Raw genomic sequence first — 23,876 nt, forward strand, 5'->3', positions numbered from 1 at the left:
TTCACTCCTTCGTGCGTGCGACGAACGCCTGGAAAGCGGAAATCGCCTCGGTGGAGCGCATCCGCTCGGTGAACAGATGGTTTTCCTGATCGATCCGGCGGGTGACATCCTCGGGGGGCAATCTCAACAGTCTGCGCGAGATCGCCACCGCTTCCGCCGGCAGTGCGCAGATCTCGCGCGCCACCTTGCGCGCCTCGACCTCGGCATGGCCGGGCGCCACCACGACGTTGACGAAGCCGGCGACGCGCGCTTCGTCGGCCGTCATGGTGCGCCCCATCACCAGCATCGCAAACGCCCGCTGCTGACCCATGCTGCGCGGCATCAGCAGGCTCGATGCCCCCTCCGGCACCAGGCCGAAATTGCTGAAGGGCGTCGAAAACGTCGCGGTCTTGCTGGCGAGCACGTAATCGCAGTGGAACAGCATGGTGGTGCCGATACCCATCGCGACGCCGTCCACGGCCGCGACGATCGGCTTGACGTTGTGCGCCAGCGAATAAAGAAACTTGACCAGGTTGGAGGCGCGCGGCGGGTCGGTCCTGGAGGTGCCCTCGTGCAGGAGATCCTCGATATCGTTGCCCGCGGTGAACACGCCGGAGCCGCCGGTGATGGTGATGCAGCGGATCTTTGGATTGTTCTGCGCAGTGTCGATGGCGTCGCTCATCTCGCGATACATTTCCTGGGTGATCGCGTTCTTCTTTTCGGGCCGGCGCAGCCTGATCACGCGCGCGGCGGCTTCGTCGGTGATGATGACATGCGCGCTCATGAAGCTGTCCCTGGAACGGGCGGCGACGGTGCCGCTGGCGAGTCTCCAGGTTGTATCCTACATGATCCCTGAAAAGGCCCAACTGCCTGCGCTCGATTTTTCGGGGAAACAACCCTGGGGACTATGCAATGCAGCTGGCCGGAATTCACCATGTGACGGCGATTTCCGCGAAGCCGCGCGAGAACCTGGCGTTCTATACCGGCCTGCTCGGGATGCGGCTGGTGAAGAAGACCGTCAATCAGGACGACGTCAGCGCCTACCATCTGTTCTACGCCGACGGCAAAGCCAACCCCGGGACCGACCTGACCTTTTTCGATTTTCCGGCCGCCCCCGAGCGGCGTGGAAGCAACAGCATTTCGCGCACCGGCCTGCGCGTCGCAGGCGAAAACAGCCTTGGTTACTGGCGGGATCGCCTGAAAAAGGCGGGCGGGCACAGCGGCGATATCGTCGAAGTCGACGGCCGGCTGACCTTGCCGTTTTGGGATGGCGAGGGCCAGCGGCTGGTGCTGGTCGATGATGGCGGGGTGGGACCGGCCGCGCCGTGGGAGCGCAGCGCGGTGCCGGCCGAGCACCAGATCCGCGGGCTTGGCCCGATCGTGCTCAACGTGCGCGACCTGGAGCGGACCGCTGACGTGCTGACCGAGGTCATGAGCATGCGCCGCCTGCGCGATTATGCCGCGCCTGATGCGAACGCGCAGGTCCATGTGTTCGCGATGGGCGAGGGCGGTCCGGCCGCCGAACTGCATCTGATCGAAGCCAAGGATTTGTCCGTGGCGCGGCAGGGCGCCGGCGGCGTACATCACGTCGCGTTCCGCACGCCGGACGAGGCGCAATATCACGCCTGGACGCAGCGGCTGACCGAACTTCGCGTGCCCAACAGCGGCGAGATCGACCGCTTCTATTTCCGCAGTCTTTATTTCCGCGAACCCAACGGCATCCTGTTCGAGATCGCAACCGACGGCCCGGGCTTCGCCACCGACGAGCCGGTGGACACGCTCGGCGAAAAACTGGCGCTGCCGCCATTCCTCGAACCGCGCCGCGCGGCGATCGAGGCAGGGCTGAAGCCGCTGGGGTGAATGCTGCTCGTAGCTTGTAGGATGGGTAGAGCGCAGCGAAACCCATCGACCGCTTGCGACTGAGCTGGTGGGTTTCGCTTCGCTCTACCCACCCTACGCAGCTCGCCTGATCCACCCCGCATGCTTCAAGCGGAAATATCCGGAAATAAAGGCGATCGCCGCAACTGATGCGATCAGCGGCCGCAATCGACTTCCGCTTTGATCGATCTGCGACGTTGCTCCGGGACGCAACTCATGCTCTCGTCGACTGGGCGATGCTGCGGATCGCGTTACCGGGATGAATGATTTGACCGAGCCGCAATCGTTACGTCACTCACCCGGGCTAACGGTAGGCGAGATTGCGGCCTTGACCGGCGCCGAGCTTCAGGGTGTCACAAATCACGCACAGCGAATGACGAATGTCGCGCCGATTAATCTCGCAGAGGCGTGCGACCTGACCTTTGTGGATAACGCGAAATTTGCCAGGGCGCTCAACTCGACGCGGGCCGGCGCCGTGTTGATAAACCAGCATTTCCAGTCTCTTGTGCCGAGCGGACTGGTCGTATTGCTGACATCGGAGCCCTATAAAGGCTTCGTGCTGGTGGCGCGCGAACTCCATCCTCATACATTGCGGCCAGCGTCGCTGTTCGAAACCGACGGAATCGCCTCGAACGCATCTGTCCATGCCTCCGCCCGACTCGCGCGCGGCGTGACGGCTGATCCCGGTGCTGTCATCGGACCTCGGGCCAGCATCGGCGCTGGAACGTTGATCGGGGCCAACGCCGTCATTGGGCCGGACGTCCGGATCGGACAGAACTGTTCGATCGGTCCAGGCAGTTCGATCACGAATGCGATCGTTGGCGATCGGGTCATTATTCATCCGGGTTGCCACATCGGCCAGGACGGGTTCGGCTTCATCATGGGCGCCGCCGGACATCTGAAGGTGCCGCAGGTCGGCATTGTCGCGATTGAACATGATGTCGAGATCGGGGCGGGGACGACGGTCGATCGGGGCGGGATTCGCAATACGGTTATTGGCGAGGGAACCAAGATCGACAACCTCGTCCAGATCGCCCACAACGTTGTCATCGGTCGCCATTGCATCATCGCCGGTCAATCCGGGTTGAGCGGCAGCGTAACCTTGGGAGACTTTGTCGTCCTCGGAGCCCGCGTCGGTATTCGCCAGCACATCACTGTCGGAAGCGGCGCCCGGCTTGCGGCGAGATCCTCGGTGATGCGTGACGTTCCGGCAGGGGCGCTCTGGGGCGGCTTTCCCAACGCCAAGCCGCTCCGACAATTTCTGCGCGAGGTGGTTACGCTCGAGCAGCTGGCCTCACCCATCGTCAAACTGACGGCGCCTGCGATAGAGCCTTCGCAGGAAGATTAGGCGATTATACCGGACTTGACTGGTAGTGTTCGGTCAGGGCATGGGGTGCGGTTCTGAAGGCTCAGTGGATTTGCGGCCATTTGCTCCAGGTCAAAGCTGGCCGTCCGAAACCGATATAGGTTTTGTACATACCGAACGGTCTCAGCGGTAGGAGACGCAGCTACGGTTGGCGGAGTTCCCGGACTCCGGGGCATTCCGGGGCTCCGTCTGTATCCAGGGGCCGCCCGCTTGGCGGCCTCTTTCGTTTCGGCGGTGGGCAAGGTGCGCGGTAGCCGGACATCAATATTCGCTGGGGACTTGTCCAAATCGCCGAAGTACTTTCCTGACGTTGAACATGCCAGTCTCGAAATCGCTGGTGCGGCTGAACGCGACCGCACCCGCATGGCCAAAGGTTTTCCAAAGCCCTTGCGCGCGCTGGATCGCATCGGCGGGACTCGCGCAGCTGATGGGATCGCCGGCCACGATCTCGCCATCGACGTAGTCGCACGGCACGACCATGAACTGGGTGATCTCGGTCATGTCTCCGCTTCCTCCGTGAAGCCGCAGTCGCGCGAACGCCGCCACTGTCTTTTGCCTGTCAATTTATTGGCGGCAACGGCCTCCCGATTTGATGCAAATCAAACCGAAAAGCCGCGTACCGTTTCGTTCTGGCGATCCTGCGCACGTCGATTTCTGCCCGACGGGCAAATCAGTAATTTCCTGTCAAAACCGTTCCTAAGAAAATATTGGCGATTATCCCTGACTCGACTTGTTGAGGAACGGTTCTATTCCCGGCTCCGGCAGGGCGGCATTCTAGTTCTCGCGGCGTTCCTTAGTTTCTTCCCAACTGAAAAGGGTAAAGCCCTCGGATACGGCGCTGTAGTGCCAAACGAAACTGAACGTTCTGCGCCATTCGAACATATCCTCGTAGGTAACGAAGCCGTAAAACCAGAAGGTATTTTCTATTTCTCGGATGGATTTGGCGTCGGCGACCGTGACCTTTGGCACGTCATCGACAGGGATGTTCGACGTTGCTTTGTCTGCCGCGAGAAGATGGGCGGGCAAATGGATGGCTGGACTGTAAATCCGCTCGTGCGGGAGGTCGGGAGTGATGCAGGTGCCGCAGCCAATCTCTCGTATGAGAGCGGGTGTCCGTCCGTAATTCTTAAAGGCATAGGTAATCTTGAGAGTGAATTTTGCTGGACTCGATTCATCAAATTCGGCGGCCTGTTCCATGACCGGAGCGACATCGGCCCCGATATCGACAAAAAGATAGGCGCGTTCGGAATTGATTACGGCTTCGGCGTTCAAATTAGCGGCGCCAGCCGCTTCTTTGGCAGCGTCGGCGGCCTCCTTGGCCGGGGCCAGGCTCTCCCGAATAAGTCTCAATTGCGCCAAAAACAAAATGGCTTGCAGGCCGCCGACTATCACGAGAGCGAACGTGAAGAATCCGGCGGCATCTTTAGTCAGCCACGTAGACCCAGTGAGTTCGGCATCTGGATTCTTGGCGGCGTTACTGTTGCTGGCGGCTTCTTGGTGGGCTGGGGCCTGTGCCGACTGCTGGGGATATTGAGACGAAAAAAGTACGCCAATCGAAAAAACCGCGACGGTCAGGAGGCACCCTAGAAAAATCTCTGGCGTCCGAAACCTCATGCGCCCTCAATCGCCGTCCCGAAAATGTCCTCGTTACGGCGATTATTGTACTTAAATTGAGTCTCTGCAACGTAGAGCGGCAGATATTTGCGGCTAACCTTGTGGTAGCTCCCCACGATGCTGCGCTTGAAGATGCTCCAGAAGCCTTCAAGGGTGTTCGTATGCGCTGCTCTGACAACACATTCGCGGGCGGAGTGCTTGACGGCTTTGTGGTTGTATTCGGTGAGGCCCATGTAGCCCTTGTACTCATCGGTCGCGAGCGGGCTGACCTTATCGGACACGGTTTCACGGACGAAGTTTTCCAAATCAAATCTCGGGCGCATCGCGCCGCGGGGAGCAAACGCGCGTGTGAGCGTTCGATCGCGCCATCCACTCAGTTGTCATCGTCCGCCAACGGGTCGGCGCAAAGCGCCGCCCGATGATAAACTCTGCGAAACCAGGAAATCTTCGTCGAAATCGTCGCGTTCGAAATGAACGCGAACGTGCAGGGAGCCGTCACGGAGCTGAAACCGGCTTCGTCGCACAAATCACCAGCCCCGCCACCGGCGCACCTGCCTCCATGCGCAATTCGGCCTGGATGATCTTCGACTGCAGGCCCGAGAACGTCAGCAACTGCTCAACGTAGGCCCGGGTATGGCTATAACGGCCGTGCAACTCCAGACGGTAACCGGCATCGGCGCGGTCTTCGGTGGCGTGCTCGAGCGTAAACACCAGGTGCCCATTCGGGCGCAGTGTTTCCGCGAAGGCCGCGACGATGTTCTTCAGGTCGCCGAAATACACCAGCGTGTCGGCCGACACGATCAGGTCGAAGGCTTCGCTGTTGTCGCGCAAATATTCGCCCAATTCGGCTTTCACCAGGCCGTGGTAGACGTTCTTGTCCCTCGCGTGCGCCAGCATGCCTTCGGACAAGTCCACGCCGACCAGCCGGTGCGCAAAGGGCGCGATCAGCGCGCCGCAAAGGCCGGTTCCGCAGCCTGCATCCAGCACGTCGAGGCGATGCGAAGGTTCAAGGCCGCAATCCCCGACCATCGCAGCGACGAGCGCCGGCGCGCGATACGACAATCTGGCGAGCTTGGCTTCGAAGCTCGCCGCAAAACCGTCGAAAGTCGTTTCGATGAAGCCATTTGAGGCGCGTTCAGGCACGTCCCGGCCGGTGCAGGCCGCCAGCATATGCCGCGCAATCGGATTGTCCGGCTCGTCTTCGAGCCATTGTCCGAGGATATCAGCCGCCTTGTCGACCTCACCCAGCGTGCAGTGCGCCAGCGCCAGCAGCTTGCGCGCTTCGGGGTGTTTTGGCCGGAGCGTGATCGCCTTGCAGTAGCACGCCGCGGCTTCCTCGGTCCGCTTCAGTCCGTTGAGCAGAATTCCGAGGTTGGTGTAGGCGTCGATGTGCTCAGGCGCCGCCCGGATCGCTGCGCGATAGGCGGCTTCCGCTTCGACCGGCTGTCCGATCGCCCGCAGCAGCACGCCGAGATTGTTGTGGGCATTGGCGTGGCCGGGATCAATTTTGATCGCACGGCGATACGCGTCGATGGCGCGGTCCAGCCTTTGGTCGGATTGAAGGACGATGCCGAGGTTGCTGTGCCAGTCAGCCTGATCCGGCACCAGTGCGACGCTTCGTTCGATGAGCGCGACGGCCTCCTCGTTTCGCCCCTGTTGGTGTGCAAGCACACCGGCATAGTGCAGCGCGCGGGGATGATCGGGGGCGGTTTCGAGCACGCGGCGGTAGACCTCGCCGGCGGCAACGAGCTGCTCGCTTTTCTGCAGAATGATCGCGACCGAAACCGCCTCTTCGAGCGTCAACTCATGCGTCGATGATTCTGACGGCTCCATGAGCTGTCCGGGCAGTCCTCGGCCCGTCTCCGGTCGAATGCGGTCCTTGAGCATGATCCGGAAAAGTGGGCACCGGTTTTCCGAAAAGATCATGCTCAAACAAGAGGCTAGAGCGGGATGGCGATTCGAAGAAACGTCATCCCGCTCTAGCCGGCTTTGCTGGCTTTGATGTCGAACTTGAAATGGACCCCTGCGTCGAGCGACCCGTTGGGATTTTGCGGCTTGTACTCCAGGTCGATCCTGGAAAAGGCGAGCGTCACGTTCTCCGACCCTGACCCGCCGCTGCTGTCGGCGAGCGAGACACCGGTGACGATGATGTCGTTCATCTTGATGATGAGGTATTCCTGCTGGCCTTTTCCCGCCTTGCGGTGCGTGATGGTAGCTTCCTTCAGGTGCGTACCCGTCGCGCACGCCTGCATCAGCTGCGGAGACGCCTTGTCGATGGTGTGGGTGAAGGAAAGATCGTGGAAGGTCGCCCTGCCGGCGCCGCCGCCGCCACCACCAACGGTCGTCGTCGTTGCGACACCCCAGGAGAACGACAGCACCTCGATTTCGTCCTTGTGCTTGTCGTCGAGGGATTCCCCCTTGATGTCCCCGATCTTCGCAAAAATGTCTGATGCCATCTGGATCACCTGACCAATATGCCGTCCAGTTGACGGCCGACAGACCACGAAGGCGGCAAAAAGCTAGGCCGCAATCAGCCAGGTGTCAATGTTCCAGCATGGAAACCAGGGGTTGTGCGATGCCGTCGGAGGCGACCGGTTTCGAAACACACTGCAACCGCCGGTAGCAGCACGGGGCCCGCGGCAGAGGCGCTCTGGAGCGCGGTGCAGAGGGAAAATGGGGAAGAGGTCTCCATCGGTCGCGCGTCAGGTGCGCCGGATGGAACATCAATACTCGCTCGATACGTGTCCAAACCGCCGAAGGATTTTCTTGTCGTCGAACGTGCCAGTCTCAAAATCGCTGGTACGGCTGAACGCTACGGCACCCGCATGGCCAAAAGTTTTCCAAAGGCCCTGCGCGCGCTGTATCGCGTCGGCGGGATTTCGACATCTGACGGGCTCGCCAGCGACGATGTCGCCACCGACGTAATCGAAAGGCACGACCATAAACAGGGTGATCTCGCTCATACGTTTACTCCCTCCCTGACACCGGTCGGGCGGACGCCGCCATCGTTTTTAGCCAATTATAGGCGCGGCTTCGCATTTTGACGCATATCAAATTCCCAAGTGTGCCTGTGCCCTCTGATTTTCTTTGGGCGAAGATTTCATGCACAACTCGGGCACGTGCCGCGGGATACCGGATTGCGCCTGAAGCTACGGCGGACCAGTCGCGGGGGTCTGTCATCGGGCGCGTATTCGCGCGCGACCCGTTGGCTCGCAAGCAGTGTCGCTGCTGCATCGATGCAGGCGACATCGGTATCGCATGGACGCCGCGGCCACGTTCCCTGATGTTTTAATCTTAAAACATTTGGTGGAGCGTCAATACGCTTTGTGCTTAGAATGACAGCGTCAACACGGACAATGACGAGGGGCCGGAGTTTCCGGCCATTGGGGGGCTGACATGACCAGTTTCGAGGGCGCCGTATCCGACGTGAAGCCGTTTGCGGGCGACGCTGAAATATCGGCTCGCACCAGCATGCTGGTCGTGGCTCTGTGCTGGATCGCGATTTTTTCGGAAGGCTACGACGTCGGCGTTCTCGGTGCGATCCTGCCGGCGCTCGCGACGGACGCGAGCTGGAAGCTGACGCCGATCGAACTCGGCGCGATGGGAAGCTACACGCTGTTCGGCATGCTCGTTGGCGGGATCTTGAGCGGAACGCTGAGCGAACTGTACGGCCGCAAGCCGCTGTTTGTCGGCTGCCTGACGCTGTTCGCCGCCTGCATGGTCGTCACTGCATGGGCGCCGACGCCGGCATGGTTCGGTGTCGGCCGCTTCATCGCGGGACTTGGCCTTGGCGGCATCATTCCCGTCGCGGCCGCGCTCACCATCGAATATTCGCCGGCGCGCAAGAAGAGCCTCAACTACGGCATCATGTATTCCGGCTATTCCGTGGGAATTCTCGTGGCCGCGCTGGTCGGCAAGTCACTCCTGCCGGACCATGGCTGGCGTCCGGTGGTCCTGGCTGGCGCCCTGCCTGTTATCTTCGTGCCGCTGATGATCTGGCTGTTGCCGGAATCACTGGAATCGCTGGTGGCACGCGGACGCGCCGACAGCGCGCGAAAGCTCGCGGCGCGTCTCGAATTGGCGGTCCCACCCGGTGCGGCCAGGGCGGGGGCGATCGGATGGCGCAGCGTGCTCGGCGAGATCTTCTCTCCCCGCAACGCCTTCGCCACGGTCTGCTTCTGGACGGCCTTGTTCATGGGCCTGCTGCTGGTTTATGGCATCGCCCAGTGGCTGCCGCAGATCATGCGCAAGAGCGGCTACAATCTCGGCGACAGCCTGCTGTTTCTCGCCGTCTTCAGCTTCACTTCCGCCATCGGCGGCATCGTGCTCGGCCAGTGGGCCGACCGGTTTGGCGTTCGCCTGACGGTGACGCTCGCCTATCTGCTGGGCGCCGTCGGCATCGCCGCGCTCGCGTTCAAGGGATCAATCTGGCTGAACTACGCATTTGTCGCGGTCGCCGGTTTCGGAACAGTGTCGGCGTCGCTGGTCCTGACCAGCTATCTCGCCGACCGTCTCGCGCCGTTCGTGCGATCCGCCGGCACCGGCTGGGCGCTGAGTTTCGCGCGCATCGGTGCGCTGACCGGGCCGCTTGTCGGCGGCTACATTGCAAGCCTCAGCGTCGGTCCGCAGTGGAATTTCTACGTGTTCGCCGTAGCGGCTGCGATCGCAGCCCTAGCGACGGCGCTGATCCCGAACAAATCAGCGGCGTCGTGATCAAGCAGCTCGTAGCGCGAAGGATGGGTTAGCCATCCCGTAATTTCTGCCCGACGGGCAAATCAGAAAAACCTGTCCAGCCCCTCGCGCAAAAATATTCCGCTTGTCGCGTCGGGCAAATCAGTGGTGTTTCTCCGCGCGTCTCACCCGACAAGAGGGGCGGCTCGCGATCGTCACGAAACGCGCGGTGGGATGCGGTGGACGTAGAGGCTGCGACTGACGAGCGCGGCTGATGCGGACGGCAAAATCGTATGGTCCTGACGCCCCGACGCTGGCGTCAAGTTGGCGGGAAGTATCCCGCCGGCGACGGTGGCAAGAAAGCCGGTCGCCGGGGAGAGCGCGCTATAAGCCGTAAAACCATTGCGCAGGGAAGGCCGGATGTTCTCCGCTGAACCTGTATGCTCGTGTGCGCTTTCTTTTGTGCAAATTGCACGCGAGACCGCGGGTGCAGCGCGCACCCGGTCTTCCCTGCGCCCTCTGTTCTCAGGGGGCGAAACGATCATGCAAGACTCGGGCGCATAGTGCCGCGGGAATGCGAAGTCATATCTGAAGTTGAGGTGCCGTCATTGCGAGGAGCGAAGCGACGAAGCAATCCATCCACCCGTTATGCCGCGCGATGGATTGCTTCGCTTCGCTCGCAATGACGAGAAACTTACCCCAGCAGCACCGCGTCGGCGCCGTTCACCGCGTCGGCGCTGTCGGTCACCGTCTTCTCCAGCGATCCGGCCTGCACCGTGACGTTCTCGGCAAAGAACCGCGCCACCGCGACGTAGCGCTGCGGATCGCTGCCGTTGCGATCGCTGCGTGCGGCGAGGGCTTCGCCGGCCAGCATGCAGCCGCCGAGCGTGGAGCCGAACAGGCGCAGATAGGGCGTCGCACCGGCCAGCGCATCGTTCGGGGCCGAGGTGACGCGCTCCAGCAGCCATTTGCTGGCGCGCTCCAGCGACCCCAGCGCGTCGCGCAGCTTTGCGCCCGTGGTGCCGAAGCCGGGATCATTGGAAGTCTCGACCTGCTTGACGATGGCGGAGAGCTCGTCGAGCAGCGCCCAGACCGATGCGCCGCCATTGGCCGCCAGCTTGCGCGTCACGAGGTCGATCGACTGGATGCCGTTGGTGCCCTCATAGATCGCGGTGATGCGCGCGTCGCGGTAGTGCTGCGCCGCGCCGGTCTCCTCGATGAATCCCATGCCGCCGTGAACCTGCACACCGAGATAGGCCACTTCATTGCCAATGTCGGTGGAGAAGGCCTTTGCGACCGGCGTCAGCAGCGCGCCGCGCGCGGCGGCGTCGGCGCGGACTTTGGCGTCCTTGGCGCGCACGGAAATGTCGAGCGCGACCGCCGTGGCGTAGCAGATCGAGCGCGCGGCCGCGGTCAGGCTGCGCATCTGCATCAGCATGCGCTTGATGTCGGGGTGCACGATGATCGGATCCATCCCGTCGCCCTCCTTGCCGACGGCGCGGCCCTGCCGGCGCTCCTGCGCATAGGCCAGCGCCTGCTGATAGGCGCGGTCGGCCACGCCGACGCCTTCGAGGCCGACACCGAGCCGCGCCTGGTTCATCATCGTGAACATGCAGCGCATCCCGGCGTTTTCCTCGCCGATCAGGTAGCCGATCGCGCCGCCATGGTCGCCCATGGTCATGGTGCAGGTGGGGGAAGCATGCATGCCGAGCTTGTGCTCGACGCCGCTCGCATAGATGTCGTTGCGCGCGCCCAGCGAGCCGTCGGCATTGACGAGGAATTTTGGAATAAGAAAGAGAGAAATGCCCCTGGTGCCGGCAGGCGCATCGGGCAGTCGCGCGAGCACGAAATGCACGATGTTATCGGTCATGTCGTGGTCGCCATAGGTGATGAAGATCTTCGTGCCCTTGATGCGATAGCTGCCGTCGGGGGCGCGCTCGGCGCGGCTACGCAATGCGCCGACATCCGATCCGGCCTGCGACTCCGTCAACTGCATGGTGCCGGTCCATTCGCCGGTGACGAGCTTTTCGAGATAGATCTTCTTCAGTTCCTCGCTGCCATGGGCGTCGAGCGCCTCGATCGCGGAGAGCGTCAGCAGCGGGCAGAGACCGAAAGCGACGTTCGACGCGCTCCAGATTTCGGTGCAGGCGGCGTTGATCGCCAGCGGCAGGCCCTGGCCGCCAAACGCTTCCGGACCCGACACCGCGTTCCAGCCGGCCGCGGTCCAGCGCTGGTACGCATCGGGCCAGCCGGGCGCGGTCGTCACCTTGCCGTCGTCGAGCTTGATGCCGTGTTCGTCGCCGACCTTGTTGAGCGGCGCCAGCACGTCGCTGGCGAACTTGCCGGCTTCCTCCAGCACGGCGGCGGTGATGTCGCCGTCGAAATCGCCGTAATGGCCGGCCGCGAGCGCCGCCTCCAGGCCGGCGCCGTGATTGAGGGCGAGCAGAATGTCATTGATCGGCGCGCGGTAGGTCATGGCGTTACTCCCGACGGAACATTTGGCCGCCGTATTCCCATGAAACCGGCGCGCCCTCAACTCTCCGTAGGGCAAAATCCGGGACGGACCGGGACGATGGTCCGGGGCCGGCCGCTTTCGGTGCGTTCCGGCGCCAAAACCCGGCATTATAACGGGTTAAACCCTCCCGGCCGATTTGAGCGGATTTCGCCCTCCGGGCTGTTGAAATGGCTCAACTCCCCCTATAGACCGGCGTTACCGGATCGGAACCTGGGCGACGATCGTCCCAGGCGTTTCCTGAGCGGTACGTTGGGGCGTAGCCAAGCGGTAAGGCAGCGGATTTTGATTCCGCCATTCGGAGGTTCGATCCCTCCCGCCCCAGCCAGGCAGTCAGACGACTGGAGACTTTGCCCTCAGTAAGCTGAGAAATGCCCGCCAATGGCGGGCTTTTGCGAATCGGCTGGCGGTCTCTGGGCTCCGAAACCGGCCGCTATGGGAGCGAAATCGCCGATAGTCTCCGGCAGATATTTGAAATATTCCCGTTTTCGGGAGACCGGGGCCGGAGACCGGGTTCGATCTGCACTGCGTGGCCGAGCTTGCAGTGCAACTGGCCAAATTCTCCGCCTTGGCCGGCGGCAAATTGGGAAGTAATCGATGGCGATCTGGACAAGTGTGGAATCACTCTTTTGGCAGGAAAAGCAGTCGGTGCGCCATTCGTTGGCGCGGTTGCAGCCTGTTTGGCTATCTCCGAGGTTTTGAGATTGCTGCACGGCGGGATGCTGCACCAGCTAATCGACCTCGATCTTCAAAGTTGTGCGCAACGAACCCTTGTTCTGCAAACGCAGCGCTTTGACACCTTCAATCCGGGTTATGTGGGCGCCGCGCCACCATGACGGAGCACGAACCGGTCTAGCCAATAGAATTCCACGAAAGAAGGCCCAAACAAAACGGGCATAACTGGGCTTCCTGCTGGTCGAGAATCAGGTTGCTCTCTACTCTAACGAGAAACAAAGCTAAGGGCGTTTACCATGAAATTCATCCACTCATCCGATCTCCAGATTGGGAAGGCGTTCGGATATTTCGAACCGGAGGTTGCGAGCTCCCTACAGGATGCACGTCAGGCCGTTGTTCGGACCATCGGGGAGGCTGCGGTCAAGTCCGGCGCAACAGCGGTCCTCATTTCCGGCGACATCTACGAAAAACAACAGATGTCCCAACAGACCTTGGCGCGGGCGATTGAAAACATGCGCTCGTTCAAAAGCGTTCAATGGCATCTCATGCCGGGAAATCACGACCACTTCCGCGAAAATGGACTCTGGGATCGCCTCGTTCGCATGCAACTTCCCTCGAATGTCACCCTGCATACGCAGCCAGGTGCGGTGCAGATCGCGGACGATGGCGGCGTTCCCGTCTTTTTATTGCCCGCGCCCCTACGTTTTACCGCAAGCGCGGACGACCTCACTGCCTATATGGATAAGGAGGTCACGCCGGAAGGGGCGATCCGTATCGGCATGGCCCACGGCTCCATTCAAGGCTTTGGATCGGAGGGCGAAGCCAGCAACTATGTGGCACCGAGCCGGGCGGATAGCGCTGGTCTATCCTACCTTGCGATGGGCGACTGGCATCGGCAGATGCGAGTCAATGACCGCTGCTGGTACAGCGGCACGCCTGAGCCGGATCAGTTCAAGCTTCCGCCAAATGCCGTGACCTCGCATTGCAACGGTGGCTCCGCGCTTCTCGTCGAGATCAACGGTTCAAAAACGCTACCGGTTGTCTCGCCGTTTCCTACAGGTCGTTATCAATGGCACAGATTCGAAAAGATCCTGACCGAGGATGCACAGATCGATCTGCTTGAAAACGAGCTTCGCGGGCTTGACCAAGACTTAAGCAAACTCGTCGTCGATCTCCGGGTTACAGGCGCAGTATCGCTTTCGGGGCGTCGGGCGTTCGAGGAAAGAATCCTACAGAGCGTCGGGGCGGCGCTCCGGGGGCTGCGTTTCGACGAGGCGGGCCTTGTTCTCAATCCGACCGACCAAGACCTTGATGAGATCGATCACGCGGGGTTTGTACGCGTGGCTGCAGACCGCCTCAAGGTATTGGCCGCCGACATGTCAAATCAAGCCCAGGCGCTCATCGCGGCCCTCGCTCTCAAGCGTCTTTACATTGAGCACCTTCGTCAGGGGGCGCGGTCATGAAGATCCGATCGATTGAGCTTAGCAACTTTCGCAAATTCGTTGGGACCGTCCGCGTTGAAAATATCGGCGACAATGTCAACGTTCTGGTTGGACGAAACGAGTTGGGAAAATCAACCCTGCTGGAGGCCATCAACGGCGTCATCTTTGAGAAAGCCAAGTCCGCAGCCGCGCATGTGAAGGCGTTTCGGCACTTCGTCAATGGCACGGTGCCCGAAGTAAAACTCGCGTTCGACATCGATGGTAAGAGTTGGACCATTCACAAGCGTTTCGCGGGACAAGCTGGGAAGGCAACTCTAACCTGCTCGGATCACAGGCTATTCGAGGATGACGCTGCAGAGGTCGAGCTTCAGCGCCTGCTTGGCTTCGCCGGTGGCAGGGGCGGAGGTGAACCGGGCATTTGGGGAACGCTTTGGGTTCAGCAGGGGCAATCCTTCGGCGATGCCGCACTAGATGATCAGGGCCAACGCACCATGCAAGGATGTCTTGAGGCACAGGTCGGTCTCGTGACAGGTGGAACACGGGGACAAAAAATTCCAAAGGCCGTCAAGGAAGCTCTTGACGCACTCCGTAGCTCGAAAGGGCCACGTGGAAAGTTCAAAGAAGCGGTGGATCGGCTTGCCGACAGCAAGCAAGAGACGGCCGAGCTAGAGTCCAAGCGGCAGTCGGTGTTTCAGCTGATGGAAGATCTCGCGCGAAATAAACGCGAGCTTAAACAGGAAACGGATGGATGGGACGATACGGCGCACCGCCTCGAAGTTGACGCGGAACGGACCAAGCGCACGGCTGCCGCCACGCATGCTGCGGAAGTTAGAAGTGCGACTGACGGGGCCAAGCTCGCACGCGAGCGCTCAACACAAGCCCGAAAATCGGTTGATGATCGCGCCAAGTCCGTTGCAGAACTGGAACCGCTTGAATTGCAACTTGCCGAATTGAACACGGACAGCGGCACGGCTGTTGCTGCGAAAGCCGACGCCCAGGCCTCCGTCGATGCGGGCGAAGCGAAGCTCACCGATCTGCGCAGCAAAGCGAGCCAGAACGCCGAGCGCGCGCGGAAACTTGAGCGTGTCCGCGCGATTGTCTCGCTAAATACGGAAATCACTCAGCACCAGTTGAAGCTTGATAAGGCCGCCTCGCTTGAAAGTGAGGCCGGAAGACTCTCGGAATTGATTGGCGCCATTGCGTCGACCGATGACGCGGTGACGAGGATTGAAGAGGCCGTCACGGAGCTATCGGCTGCGGACGCAGCCATGAACGCGGTCGCGACCACCATTTCATTTGTCATTCAAGAAGACGCGCTGCCCGGTGTCGTCGTAGACGGCAAAGCGCTCGATGCGTCCACAGCATCGCTCCCGATCCTCGGTAAAACGATCATCAACATCCAGGACGTGGGCGCGATCACCGTTGAGCCTCAAATCAAGAATCGCGCTGCCTTGCTTACACGCCGAGACGCTGCCCATGACGAAGCGAAAGCAGCCTTGGAAGCCGCTGGTGTCAAGGATCTGGCCGCAGCGCGGATGGCAGCGGCCCAACGCAAGGAATATCTTCGTCGCTCCAGTGACATCAGTAATGAGCTGGCGAACCTCGCTCCCGGAAATCGATCCAAGAAACTTGCGTCCGGGTTAGAAGCGCTCAAGGGTCATTTGGGTGAGCTACGCGGGCGCCTCAAGGTTGAGATGGGAAAATGCGAACTCGCGAATATTCCAGGGGAAGACGAACTCGCGACCGACGTTGCGAATAATCATGCGGAGGGTGCGCGATTTGCCGCAGAAATCGAGACCGCCCAGGCCGAACTGGCAGGACCACAAGACGCTCTCGCCCAGGCTGACAAAAAACTCCGGAGCGCACGCGAACGTCTTGCGGGGCTGAATGGCACGATTGAGACCAAGAAGGCGGACCTTGAAGCCAGCCGGTCCGGTGCCAGCGACGAGCAACTCACCGCAAGCGCGGAGAGCCTTGAACGCGACGCCATCGCAAAGGATGAGCAGTTGGCGGAGAAAGAGCGCGGCCAGGGCGAAAGCGTGGAAGCTATCGACTCCCGGATTAAGAGGCTCGAGGGAGCTGGCACGAACCATCAACGGTTGGTCGCGAATTTGGGGATTGAGGTGACGCGGCTTACCGCGCTGATTGAAGCCAATGAAGGCGCTGGCGTGGAAGAAATGCTTCTTGCCACCGAGGCTGAGCGAGACCGCCTCACGAGCACAGTTGCCGAGTTCGAGAAGGAGGCGGCTGTCCTGCAACTCCTCTCGGACACCTTGGAAGCAGCCGAAGGCGAGGCGAAGACCCGCTATCTCGCACCGGTCGTTAGCCGTGTAGAGCCGTACCTGAAAATGCTCCTGCCCGGAGCCAACATCGTCCTTGATGAGGATTTGCGCATTGCCGCCATTCAACGTGCCGGACAGCGGGAGGATTTCGATGTGCTGAGTGGCGGCACGAAGGAGCAGCTTGCCGTTCTGACACGACTGGCTTTTGCAGAGCTTCTGCTCGGACAGGGCCGACCTGCAACGGTCATTCTCGACGACGCACTCGCGTTTTCGGACGACGATCGAATTGAAAGCATGTTTGACGTCCTGATGCGAGCCGGCGACAAAGTGCAGATCATCGTTCTGACGTGCCGAAAGCGGCTTTTCACACGGCTTGGCGCCGCGCCGTTGGAAATTCGGGAGACAGCGTGACATTTGGGCGGTATCCCGTGCCAACTGAACGGCCGCCGACGGGTTACGGGAGAGCCGCTAAACGCTGATTTTAACAGGTGAACTACAAGCCCTGCGAGAATTGTGGTCGCTATGATTATAGCAGTTGAGGAGGCGCCTAAAATCCGCAACCATTCCGCCTTTATCGCTGCCCGTCAGCCCCACTAAGGGAGCCTACTTAACGTGCCCGCAGAAGCTACCGCAGAAGATCAACTTGCCGCACGGCGGCTGACGGGTCTGCTTGACTACGTCGAGGCGCTCGTCAAGCTGGACGAGCGCGTTGCGACGCGACTATCCCAGCACAAACTCGCTGACGGGTCCCAGTTCGCCCTTCACCAACACGAAATCACCGGGCTTCCCGCAATCCAGTGCGACGCTAGTGACGCTGATGGTCCAATCTGGTTACGTGTCCAGCGCCTTCAACGCACAACGCCACCGGTCTTCGACGGGGAAGGCAAGGAGTGGATCGACATCTCTAACGATCCCCTCCGCGTTCCGGTTATACACGATGCCCTTCATATCCGCGTGGCCGAAACAGAGCAGCAACGGCTCGTCACTGCCGGCGAAGCACGCCCGGAAGATTGTGTCGGCTCACTGAAGACGGAGAAGTCCGACACTCCCGATCAGAAGTTCTACGACGTCATGTTGCGGTTGGAAGATCGACCGGCAGTTCGAGATGCGCTTGAAGTGTATTGCTCCGGGCCCTGGTCCCGTTGGGCCGAGGTGGAGAAGCCCCGAAGGCGCTCCATTGCGGTGTATCAGCGTCTCTTCGAAATCGCACAGCGGCTGCTCCAGTCCGGCGGAAGTGAATCAATCGAGCTCGTTTGGGGAATTGGTCTTGCCCGATGGAAACGCCTCGCTGAGCTCATCGATCTTCCGATGATCGAATGCGGCATCGAAATTGAAATTGCGGAAACCGGTAACGCCGATATTACTGTGCGTCCCCGTAGCGGCGTTACGCGCGTGGAATTGCGGCCTTTCGAAAAGCTTGCCGGTGCTCGATTTGTGCTGGCGGAGGACGCCGCGCGCCGCTGCCTTCGCTCGTTGGAGGGGCCAGACAGCGAGGGTATCTCTCCATTCAGGCAGGAAACCTTTGAGCCCATCCTGAAAATTTGCGGCGGGCAACTTGACCCCGAGGGCCGGTTCCTTCCCGATCATCGTTCACTACCCGCAACTGAGCCCGTTCCAGAACCCGAAGGAGAATACCTGACGGTAAGCGACCGATACGTGCTCTACGCGCGCCGCCGGTCGAATAACTCGGTTCTGCGCGATATAGAACGTCTCAAAAAGGAAGTTTCTTTGGAGGACGGTAAGCCGATCAAGATCGAAGGTTCGACCCGGACGCTTGTCCTGGGCCCGACGGATGGTATTGACGATACATTCAAGCCGCTTGGAGATCGCTTGGGCGCGGCCGATCAGATTCAACTGGACGCCGACGAGGCGCCGGTTGATCCGGATCACGGCGACCTATTTTTTCCCAAACCGTTCAACGACCAGCAGGTTGAAATCATCCGCCGCCTCGAAAAATCAGATGGTCTCGTGGTGCAGGGCCCGCCGGGTACTGGTAAAACCCACACTATCGCGAACATCATAAGCCACATGCTGGCGACCGGGCGGCGTGTCCTCGTCGTCTCGCATGGAGAGACCGCGCTACGCGTCATTCAAGATCAATTGCCAGAGGGCGTACGCGACCTCGCGATCAGCGTGACAACATCCGAACGCGAGGGGATGAAACAGGTCGAAAAGGCGATCGGCCTGATGTTGGGGGTGGTGAATACGATCGACATGAATCGTTCGCGGCAAGTGAAGATTATTCGCGACCTTGAATCCAAGATTGTTGCGAACAAGAGCCATCTCGCTGAAATCGACGTGCGACTTGCAAAAATTGCGACCCAACACCTTTCGCCGATACCTGGTTCTACCGAATTGCCCTTTGAGGCAGCCAAACGTGTGATCGAGGATAAGGCGCGCTATACGTGGTTTGTGGACCGGCCCATGCGGCCGTTTTCGGACGCCGGAATTGAGCTCGCCGAAATTGACGCACTCTTCGCTGCGCGCCGAACCGTCAAAGGAGACCTTAAGTATCTCGGAGAGCGCTTTCCAAGCCCTGCTAATTTGCCAGATCCTGAGGCAGTGCGTGCTTGGCATCTCGATTTGATTGCAGCACGAGACCTTACGGCAGAAAGCGCTGCGTCCGAACCGTCAACCCGCCGCGCAATAACAACGCTTGGCCTCGACAAAGCGGCTGCGTTGAGCGAGGGCCTACAGCGCCTCGCGTCGAACATCTCTTTCCTCCAAGCCCAGTCGTGGGCGTGGGCCTTGACCGAGGCGATCATTGGCGAGGCAGCGGTAGCCGGTCGACTTGAGCCTGTTGCGAGGGCATTTTTCGCCGACGCGCGCGACCTCGTCGAGCGTCGGGCTCCCTTTATTTCAAAGCCGGTCCAACTCCCAAAAGATTTGCCTCCTGCGAAGCAGCTCTTTCAAATTTTGGATGCGCTCAGCGCCGGAAAAAACCCATTCGGAATATTGTCCTTCGGGGCCAAGAGCCACCAACCTGTATTCGAAACGGTACGGGTCGCGGGTCTACGGCCAAACGCGCCGCACGATTGGCAGCATGTACGGGTATTTATTGAATTCTGTTTTGCGGTAACGAGCCTTTCTGCGCGGTGGGAGTCGCTCAAGGTGGAGCTATCGGCGCCAAACGATCTCTCATTCACGGCAGATTCTGTATCGTTGCTCGATGTTCTCTCCGACACACTTCATGCCTGCCTAATTGGCGTCCCGGGGCAGATTGCTGAAATATCTAAGCAGTTGTCTGCAGCCCTTGGAAACAGCGACGAAGCCAACGCCATTTTGCGTCATCCCACTGCAATCAGTGCTTTTGCCCGTGCATTGTCGCGCCACGTTTCGTCCATAAGGCTGACTGCCGTCACGAAGGACGTTGAAAAAGCGGTCGCCCAGTTTGAGGGCAATAATACTGATTTGGCTGGTTTCGCACGGCAGATTCTGACGGAGCTGATCGGAAAGCCGGGTGCAGACATTGAACGATTGACGCGCGTGTGGCAGGGCGTGCTCTCCAAGTTGGGGCATGTCCGCGCGTTGGAGCCGTTCTACGATCGTATAACCCACACGTGTGGCGAGCTCTCGAAAGCGGGAGTACCAGCGTGGGCCGAGCGTCTAAGAAGCGAACCTCCCGCCGACGCAGCCGATCTAGCTGCGCCCAACGACTGGCGGGATGCATGGGAGTGGGCAGCCCGGCTCACCTATCTTGAAACCATCGGGGCTAGCAGTCATCTCGCACAGCTACACGAGGAACGGCTGGAAATAGAGAAAGCTCTCCGTGACGGGTTTGCCGCGCTCGTGAAGGAGAGAACATTCTTCAATCTTGCGGCCACAATGAAGGGCTCCGCCAAGGCCGCTCTTCAGGGGTTCGCAAACGTCATACGTCGTTTGGGCGCCGGAACCGGGCAGCGTGCTGTGCTACATCGCCAGAACGCAAGGCAGGCGATGCAGAATTGCTATGAAGCGGTTCCGTGCTGGATTATGCCAACCTGGCGCGTCTCCGAACAATTGCCCGCAACTCTAGCCAGTTTCGATCTTGTAATTCTGGATGAGGCGTCGCAGTCCGATGCCCGCGAGTTGCCCGCGCTGTTACGTGGAAAGAAGATACTTGTTGTTGGCGATGACCGCCAAGTCAGTCCTAGCTCTGCATTCCTGTCGATCGCGAACATCGCGCGTCTTCGCCAGAATTTTCTTAGCGAATTTCCATTTCGTGCGGAAGTTGAGCCAGGAGCTTCGATCTACGATCTTGCACGGGTTATGTTTCCGGCGAAGTTTGTCATGCTCAAAGAGCACTTTCGATGTGTCGAGCCCATCATACGATTTTCGATGCAGTTTTATAATCAAGACCTGGTGCCGCTTCGCATTCCAAAGCCCAGCGAGCGGCTCGACCCGCCGCTCATCGATATTTATGTTGAGGATGGACAGCGCCGGGGAAAGTCCAAGGTCAATCCGCGCGAAGCTGAGGTTATAGTCGAAGAGATTGCCGGGGTCGTCGAGGAAGCGTCTTCTGCTGAAGGCCCGGTGCGGTCAATTGGGGTTATATCCCTTATCGGTGCCGATCAGGCTCTGCACATTCAGAAGCTTTTGATGGAGCGCATCGGCGAAGCAGCTATGGTGCGCCATCGTGTTGTGTGCGGCGACAGTGCTACGCTCCAAGGAGACGAGCGCGATATCGTATTCATTTCCATGATCGCCGACCGTGCGCGCAAACAGTCGCAGACGTCGATTCAGTACCAGCAACGGTTCAATGTCGCGCTATCTCGGGCAAGGGACCGGATGATACTGGTTCGGTCAGTGAAAGAGGAAGAGTTGAATCCAAAGGACCTGAAATCGAAGGTCATTGGACATTTCCGCGAACCGATGCCCAACGTCGTCAATCCCAACGTAGAGCTCATAGACCTCTGTCAGTCTGAATTCGAGCGCGCCGTGTTTATGGCACTTATAGAGCGGGGATACCGCGTCATTCCGCAAGTGGGATCTGTGGGTTTTTCCATTGATATGGTGGTTGAGGGAGAGGGTGGCAGGCGCCTTGCCATTGAATGTGACGGCGACCGATATCATGGCCCGGAGCGCTGGGCAGATGATATGCGACGGCAACGTATCTTGGAGCGGGTGGGCTGGAGCTTTTGGCGTTGCTTCGGTTCTAATTATCGTATCGATCAGGAAGGCGTCATGGACGATTTGACCCAGACGCTGGAGCGTATGCAGATCAAGCCGATAGGCCGCGAAACGGTGAATCGCAGTTTTTCCGAACATCGCGTCATCCCGCCAGTAGTGGAGGCGCCGAGCGAGACGGCGGCAACACACGCAGGGGGGGCAATTTCGGTCGCCACCCTACGAGCTAATCTGGATACAGCTTCGAATGACGCGGAAGAGAACTATCGATTGGTTGCGGGTGACCGCGTTGTCATTCGGTATCTGGACGCGGAGCCATCACGGCCGGAATTGTTTACCATGAGCGACATCGCAGACGATCCGATGAACGGTTATCTGCTGTTGTCTTCGCCGCTTGGACAAGCTCTGTCGGACGGATCCCCGGGAGACGAGTTGAGCTTTCAGGCAGGTGCGAGAGAACGCTCGGTTCTGTTTGTATCATTGGAGGCCTTATCGGCTCAGGCTGCTTAATGGCACGAGACGACCAGCATCAAATTCATGCCAAAGACCATCGACGCGTTTTCGCGGAGCACCATCGAGGGCGCGATGTTCCATAACATTCGATCGACGAACAGCCCTGATAGCACAGGGCGGACGCGCGAGGGTTGTATGACGATGGCCTGAATGACGCCCTAACTCTAGGGAAGGGGATTGGCTTGTGACAACGCCAGGGCTTGCCGAGCAGCAAGCGAGTTCCTCGCAGTTGATCAGCGTTTGGTCGATATGATTCGAGATTCGCGATGTACGACCTCTACAAACCGCTTCGGAATTATCTTCGAAAGCATGAACTTTTTAGCGGCTTGAAAGCTGTGTATTACTATTTCCAGTTCCTACAGTTCGACGTCGCTCTACCAAGGGAGCTTCAACACCCCGAGTTGTCGCTGCGACCGCCATATGATTTGGGACTTTTCGAATGGGAACTCCAAACACTCACTCGCGAAATGCTATTGAACTGCGCCGAGGATGTGGGTCATTCGCTCTTCTCATGGAAAGCCATTGCGGCGGCCAATAATAAGATAAAGCATATTGAAAACGAAACTTGGGGCCTCCTTGCGAAGGAGGGTGATATCTCATTCGAGATGGCGCGAATCGCGAATCGACAGTTTCATTGGCAGTTGGGCATGAACCAACCGACGATTAGCCGCTACTTCCGTATAGCGAACCATCATCTGATCAGGCCGATGGTCATTGACGAATTTGGGATGACCCCCGAGGAAATGTTCCAAATTGGTGTTTCGCTTTCGGGTCATTTTTTAGGCCAAGCAGTTCTCAAAACGCCAATTAGCAACGAGGTAAATAGCGTCTCGCCGGAGAAATGCGCGGCGTTCCTGGTACGATTCTGTCGGACATTGACGGAGCACAAAGCACTTGCACGATCCGCGCAGACGTATGACATCAACTGGGCGTATAATTTTAACTCGCTCGAAGAATTTCCTCTCATTCGAATCAGCGAGCATCAAATATTGTGCCCAATACCCACGATGTTGCTGAGGCGATTCTGCGATGGTCTGTATTTCGACTTGGTTCGCCGCGGAAATGAATTCCATCCAACCTTCGGGCTTGCTTATGAAGACTACGTCGGCGACGTTTCTTCAGCGGCGAACATTCGTGGTACGTTCCAGATACTGAAAGCAGAACGATATGGCCCCAGGACTGCTCGCAAAGACACGATTGATTGGCTCCTGTTTGACGATAGTGCCACCCTGTTCATCGAGTGCAAAGCGAGCCGCGTCAGATTGCAGGCAAAGGTGGACCTGCTTGCGCGGGAATCGATCTATATTGAGCTGAGGAAATTGGCTGGGTTTATCGTCCAGACTTATGCGACGTTAAGCGATGCCTTACATGGGCAGTATGAGAGTTGGAAACCCGCCGGCACGCCGGTGTATCCGTTTATTGTTACGCTCGATAACTGGCAACGGTTCGGCTTGATCATTAACGACGCGATTTCCGAGAATGTGAAGGCTGCGTTCGACGAGAAGGGGTTAGATCAGAATCTACTCGCGGAACACCCTTATACGCTGTGTGCCATCGAAGAGTTTGAACAAGCAATTCAGATTATGGCCGTAGTTGGAATCGACAACTTCATGTCAAAAAAGATTATCGGTGAGCAAGCCCGATGGGAACTAGTAACATTTATCACTCGATTCTTCGAGGCTGAGGCAGTCGAGCATACGAAGGCGTTGTTTGGATTGGAGTTCGCGGCTTTGGAAAAAGGGAATGGCTCAACCAAGCCATAAAAAGTACGTCGCACAAGATTAATTCTGCGACCCTTAGTTTGGCTCAACTGAGCCATTTTTTAATCCCCGTAGGGC

General features: G+C 59.3%; 15 protein-coding genes and 1 tRNA gene. 10 read left to right on the forward strand and 6 right to left on the reverse strand.

What is annotated here, in order from left to right:
- Position 1 precedes the first annotated feature (1 nt).
- Positions 2-763, reverse strand: coding sequence for an enoyl-CoA hydratase-related protein (locus tag V1289_RS35260; RefSeq protein WP_334403102.1), 762 nt, complete (start codon positions 761-763; stop codon positions 2-4).
- A gap of 128 nt (positions 764-891) precedes the next feature.
- Between V1289_RS35260 and V1289_RS35265 the strand changes: the two genes are divergently transcribed.
- The 3 genes from V1289_RS35265 to V1289_RS35275 all read left to right on the forward strand — a co-directional run bounded on the left by V1289_RS35265 (position 892) and on the right by V1289_RS35275 (position 4,810).
- On the forward strand, positions 892-1,839 hold the full coding sequence (locus V1289_RS35265) for a ring-cleaving dioxygenase (protein ID WP_334403104.1): 948 nt from the start codon (positions 892-894) through the stop codon (positions 1,837-1,839).
- Between the two features lie 286 nt (positions 1,840-2,125).
- Positions 2,126-3,205, forward strand: coding sequence for a UDP-3-O-(3-hydroxymyristoyl)glucosamine N-acyltransferase (lpxD, locus tag V1289_RS35270; RefSeq protein ID WP_442896107.1), 1,080 nt, complete (start codon positions 2,126-2,128; stop codon positions 3,203-3,205).
- A gap of 228 nt (positions 3,206-3,433) precedes the next feature.
- The gene (locus V1289_RS35275) at positions 3,434-4,810 is read left to right on the forward strand and encodes a hypothetical protein (RefSeq protein ID WP_334403110.1); all 1,377 of its coding nucleotides are present in this window, start codon (positions 3,434-3,436) and stop codon (positions 4,808-4,810) included.
- A 23-nt stretch (positions 4,811-4,833) separates the two neighbouring features.
- Here the strand turns inward: V1289_RS35275 and V1289_RS35280 are convergent, their stop codons facing one another.
- The 4 genes from V1289_RS35280 to V1289_RS35295 form a co-directional block, all read right to left on the reverse strand.
- Positions 4,834-5,142, reverse strand: coding sequence for a transposase (locus V1289_RS35280; RefSeq protein WP_334403112.1), 309 nt, complete (start codon positions 5,140-5,142; stop codon positions 4,834-4,836).
- Positions 5,143-5,332: 190 nt separating this feature from the next.
- Positions 5,333-6,670, reverse strand: coding sequence for a tetratricopeptide repeat protein (locus V1289_RS35285; protein WP_334403114.1), 1,338 nt, complete (start codon positions 6,668-6,670; stop codon positions 5,333-5,335).
- Positions 6,671-6,816: 146 nt separating this feature from the next.
- On the reverse strand, positions 6,817-7,293 hold the full coding sequence (locus V1289_RS35290) for an Hcp family type VI secretion system effector (RefSeq protein WP_334403116.1): 477 nt from the start codon (positions 7,291-7,293) through the stop codon (positions 6,817-6,819).
- Positions 7,294-7,560: 267 nt separating this feature from the next.
- Positions 7,561-7,800: a hypothetical protein gene (locus tag V1289_RS35295; RefSeq protein ID WP_334403118.1), complete on the reverse strand. Its 240-nt coding sequence runs from the start codon at positions 7,798-7,800 to the stop codon at positions 7,561-7,563.
- A gap of 433 nt (positions 7,801-8,233) precedes the next feature.
- Between V1289_RS35295 and V1289_RS35300 the strand changes: the two genes are divergently transcribed.
- Entirely contained in the window at positions 8,234-9,550 is a 1,317-nt protein-coding gene (locus V1289_RS35300) for an MFS transporter (protein ID WP_334403120.1), read from the forward strand.
- A 652-nt stretch (positions 9,551-10,202) separates the two neighbouring features.
- Here V1289_RS35300 and V1289_RS35305 read toward each other — a convergent pair.
- Positions 10,203-11,984 (reverse strand): acyl-CoA dehydrogenase, encoded by a 1,782-nt coding sequence (locus V1289_RS35305; protein ID WP_334403123.1) that lies wholly within the window; start codon positions 11,982-11,984, stop codon positions 10,203-10,205.
- A 289-nt stretch (positions 11,985-12,273) separates the two neighbouring features.
- Here V1289_RS35305 and V1289_RS35310 point away from each other — a divergent pair.
- The 6 genes from V1289_RS35310 to V1289_RS35335 all read left to right on the forward strand — a co-directional run bounded on the left by V1289_RS35310 (position 12,274) and on the right by V1289_RS35335 (position 23,801).
- Positions 12,274-12,348 (forward strand) — tRNA-Gln (locus tag V1289_RS35310).
- A gap of 301 nt (positions 12,349-12,649) precedes the next feature.
- Positions 12,650-12,856, forward strand: coding sequence for a hypothetical protein (locus V1289_RS35315; protein ID WP_334403125.1), 207 nt, complete (start codon positions 12,650-12,652; stop codon positions 12,854-12,856).
- Between the two features lie 135 nt (positions 12,857-12,991).
- Positions 12,992-14,158 (forward strand): metallophosphoesterase family protein, encoded by a 1,167-nt coding sequence (locus V1289_RS35320; RefSeq protein ID WP_334403127.1) that lies wholly within the window; start codon positions 12,992-12,994, stop codon positions 14,156-14,158.
- Positions 14,155-16,830 (forward strand): AAA family ATPase, encoded by a 2,676-nt coding sequence (locus tag V1289_RS35325; protein ID WP_334403129.1) that lies wholly within the window; start codon positions 14,155-14,157, stop codon positions 16,828-16,830. The genes V1289_RS35320 and V1289_RS35325 overlap by 4 nt, the downstream gene beginning before the upstream one ends.
- Positions 16,831-17,031: 201 nt before the next feature.
- Positions 17,032-22,035 carry an AAA domain-containing protein gene (locus V1289_RS35330; RefSeq protein ID WP_334403131.1) on the forward strand — a complete coding sequence of 1,668 codons (5,004 nt, stop codon included), beginning with the start codon at positions 17,032-17,034 and terminating at the stop codon, positions 22,033-22,035.
- A gap of 269 nt (positions 22,036-22,304) precedes the next feature.
- The gene (locus V1289_RS35335) at positions 22,305-23,801 is read left to right on the forward strand and encodes a hypothetical protein (RefSeq protein WP_334403133.1); all 1,497 of its coding nucleotides are present in this window, start codon (positions 22,305-22,307) and stop codon (positions 23,799-23,801) included.
- The last annotated feature ends 75 nt before the right edge of the window (positions 23,802-23,876 follow it).

It is taken from the genome of Bradyrhizobium sp. AZCC 2289 (assembly GCF_036924615.1).
In the GTDB taxonomy this organism is placed as follows: domain Bacteria; phylum Pseudomonadota; class Alphaproteobacteria; order Rhizobiales; family Xanthobacteraceae; genus Bradyrhizobium.

Bases quoted from the DNA above. Each gene is read 5' to 3' on its own strand.
- V1289_RS35260 (WP_334403102.1), bottom strand. From the start codon at position 763: ATGAGCGCGCATGTCATCATCACCGACGAAGCCGCCGCGCGCGTGATC.
- V1289_RS35265 (WP_334403104.1), top strand. From the start codon at position 892: ATGCAGCTGGCCGGAATTCACCATGTGACGGCGATTTCCGCGAAGCCG.
- V1289_RS35285 (WP_334403114.1), bottom strand. From the start codon at position 6,670: ATGGAGCCGTCAGAATCATCGACGCATGAGTTGACGCTCGAAGAGGCG.
- V1289_RS35290 (WP_334403116.1), bottom strand. From the start codon at position 7,293: ATGGCATCAGACATTTTTGCGAAGATCGGGGACATCAAGGGGGAATCC.
- V1289_RS35295 (WP_334403118.1), bottom strand. From the start codon at position 7,800: ATGAGCGAGATCACCCTGTTTATGGTCGTGCCTTTCGATTACGTCGGT.
- V1289_RS35300 (WP_334403120.1), top strand. From the start codon at position 8,234: ATGACCAGTTTCGAGGGCGCCGTATCCGACGTGAAGCCGTTTGCGGGC.
- V1289_RS35305 (WP_334403123.1), bottom strand. From the start codon at position 11,984: ATGACCTACCGCGCGCCGATCAATGACATTCTGCTCGCCCTCAATCAC.
- V1289_RS35320 (WP_334403127.1), top strand. From the start codon at position 12,992: ATGAAATTCATCCACTCATCCGATCTCCAGATTGGGAAGGCGTTCGGA.
- V1289_RS35325 (WP_334403129.1), top strand. From the start codon at position 14,155: ATGAAGATCCGATCGATTGAGCTTAGCAACTTTCGCAAATTCGTTGGG.
- V1289_RS35335 (WP_334403133.1), top strand. From the start codon at position 22,305: ATGTACGACCTCTACAAACCGCTTCGGAATTATCTTCGAAAGCATGAA.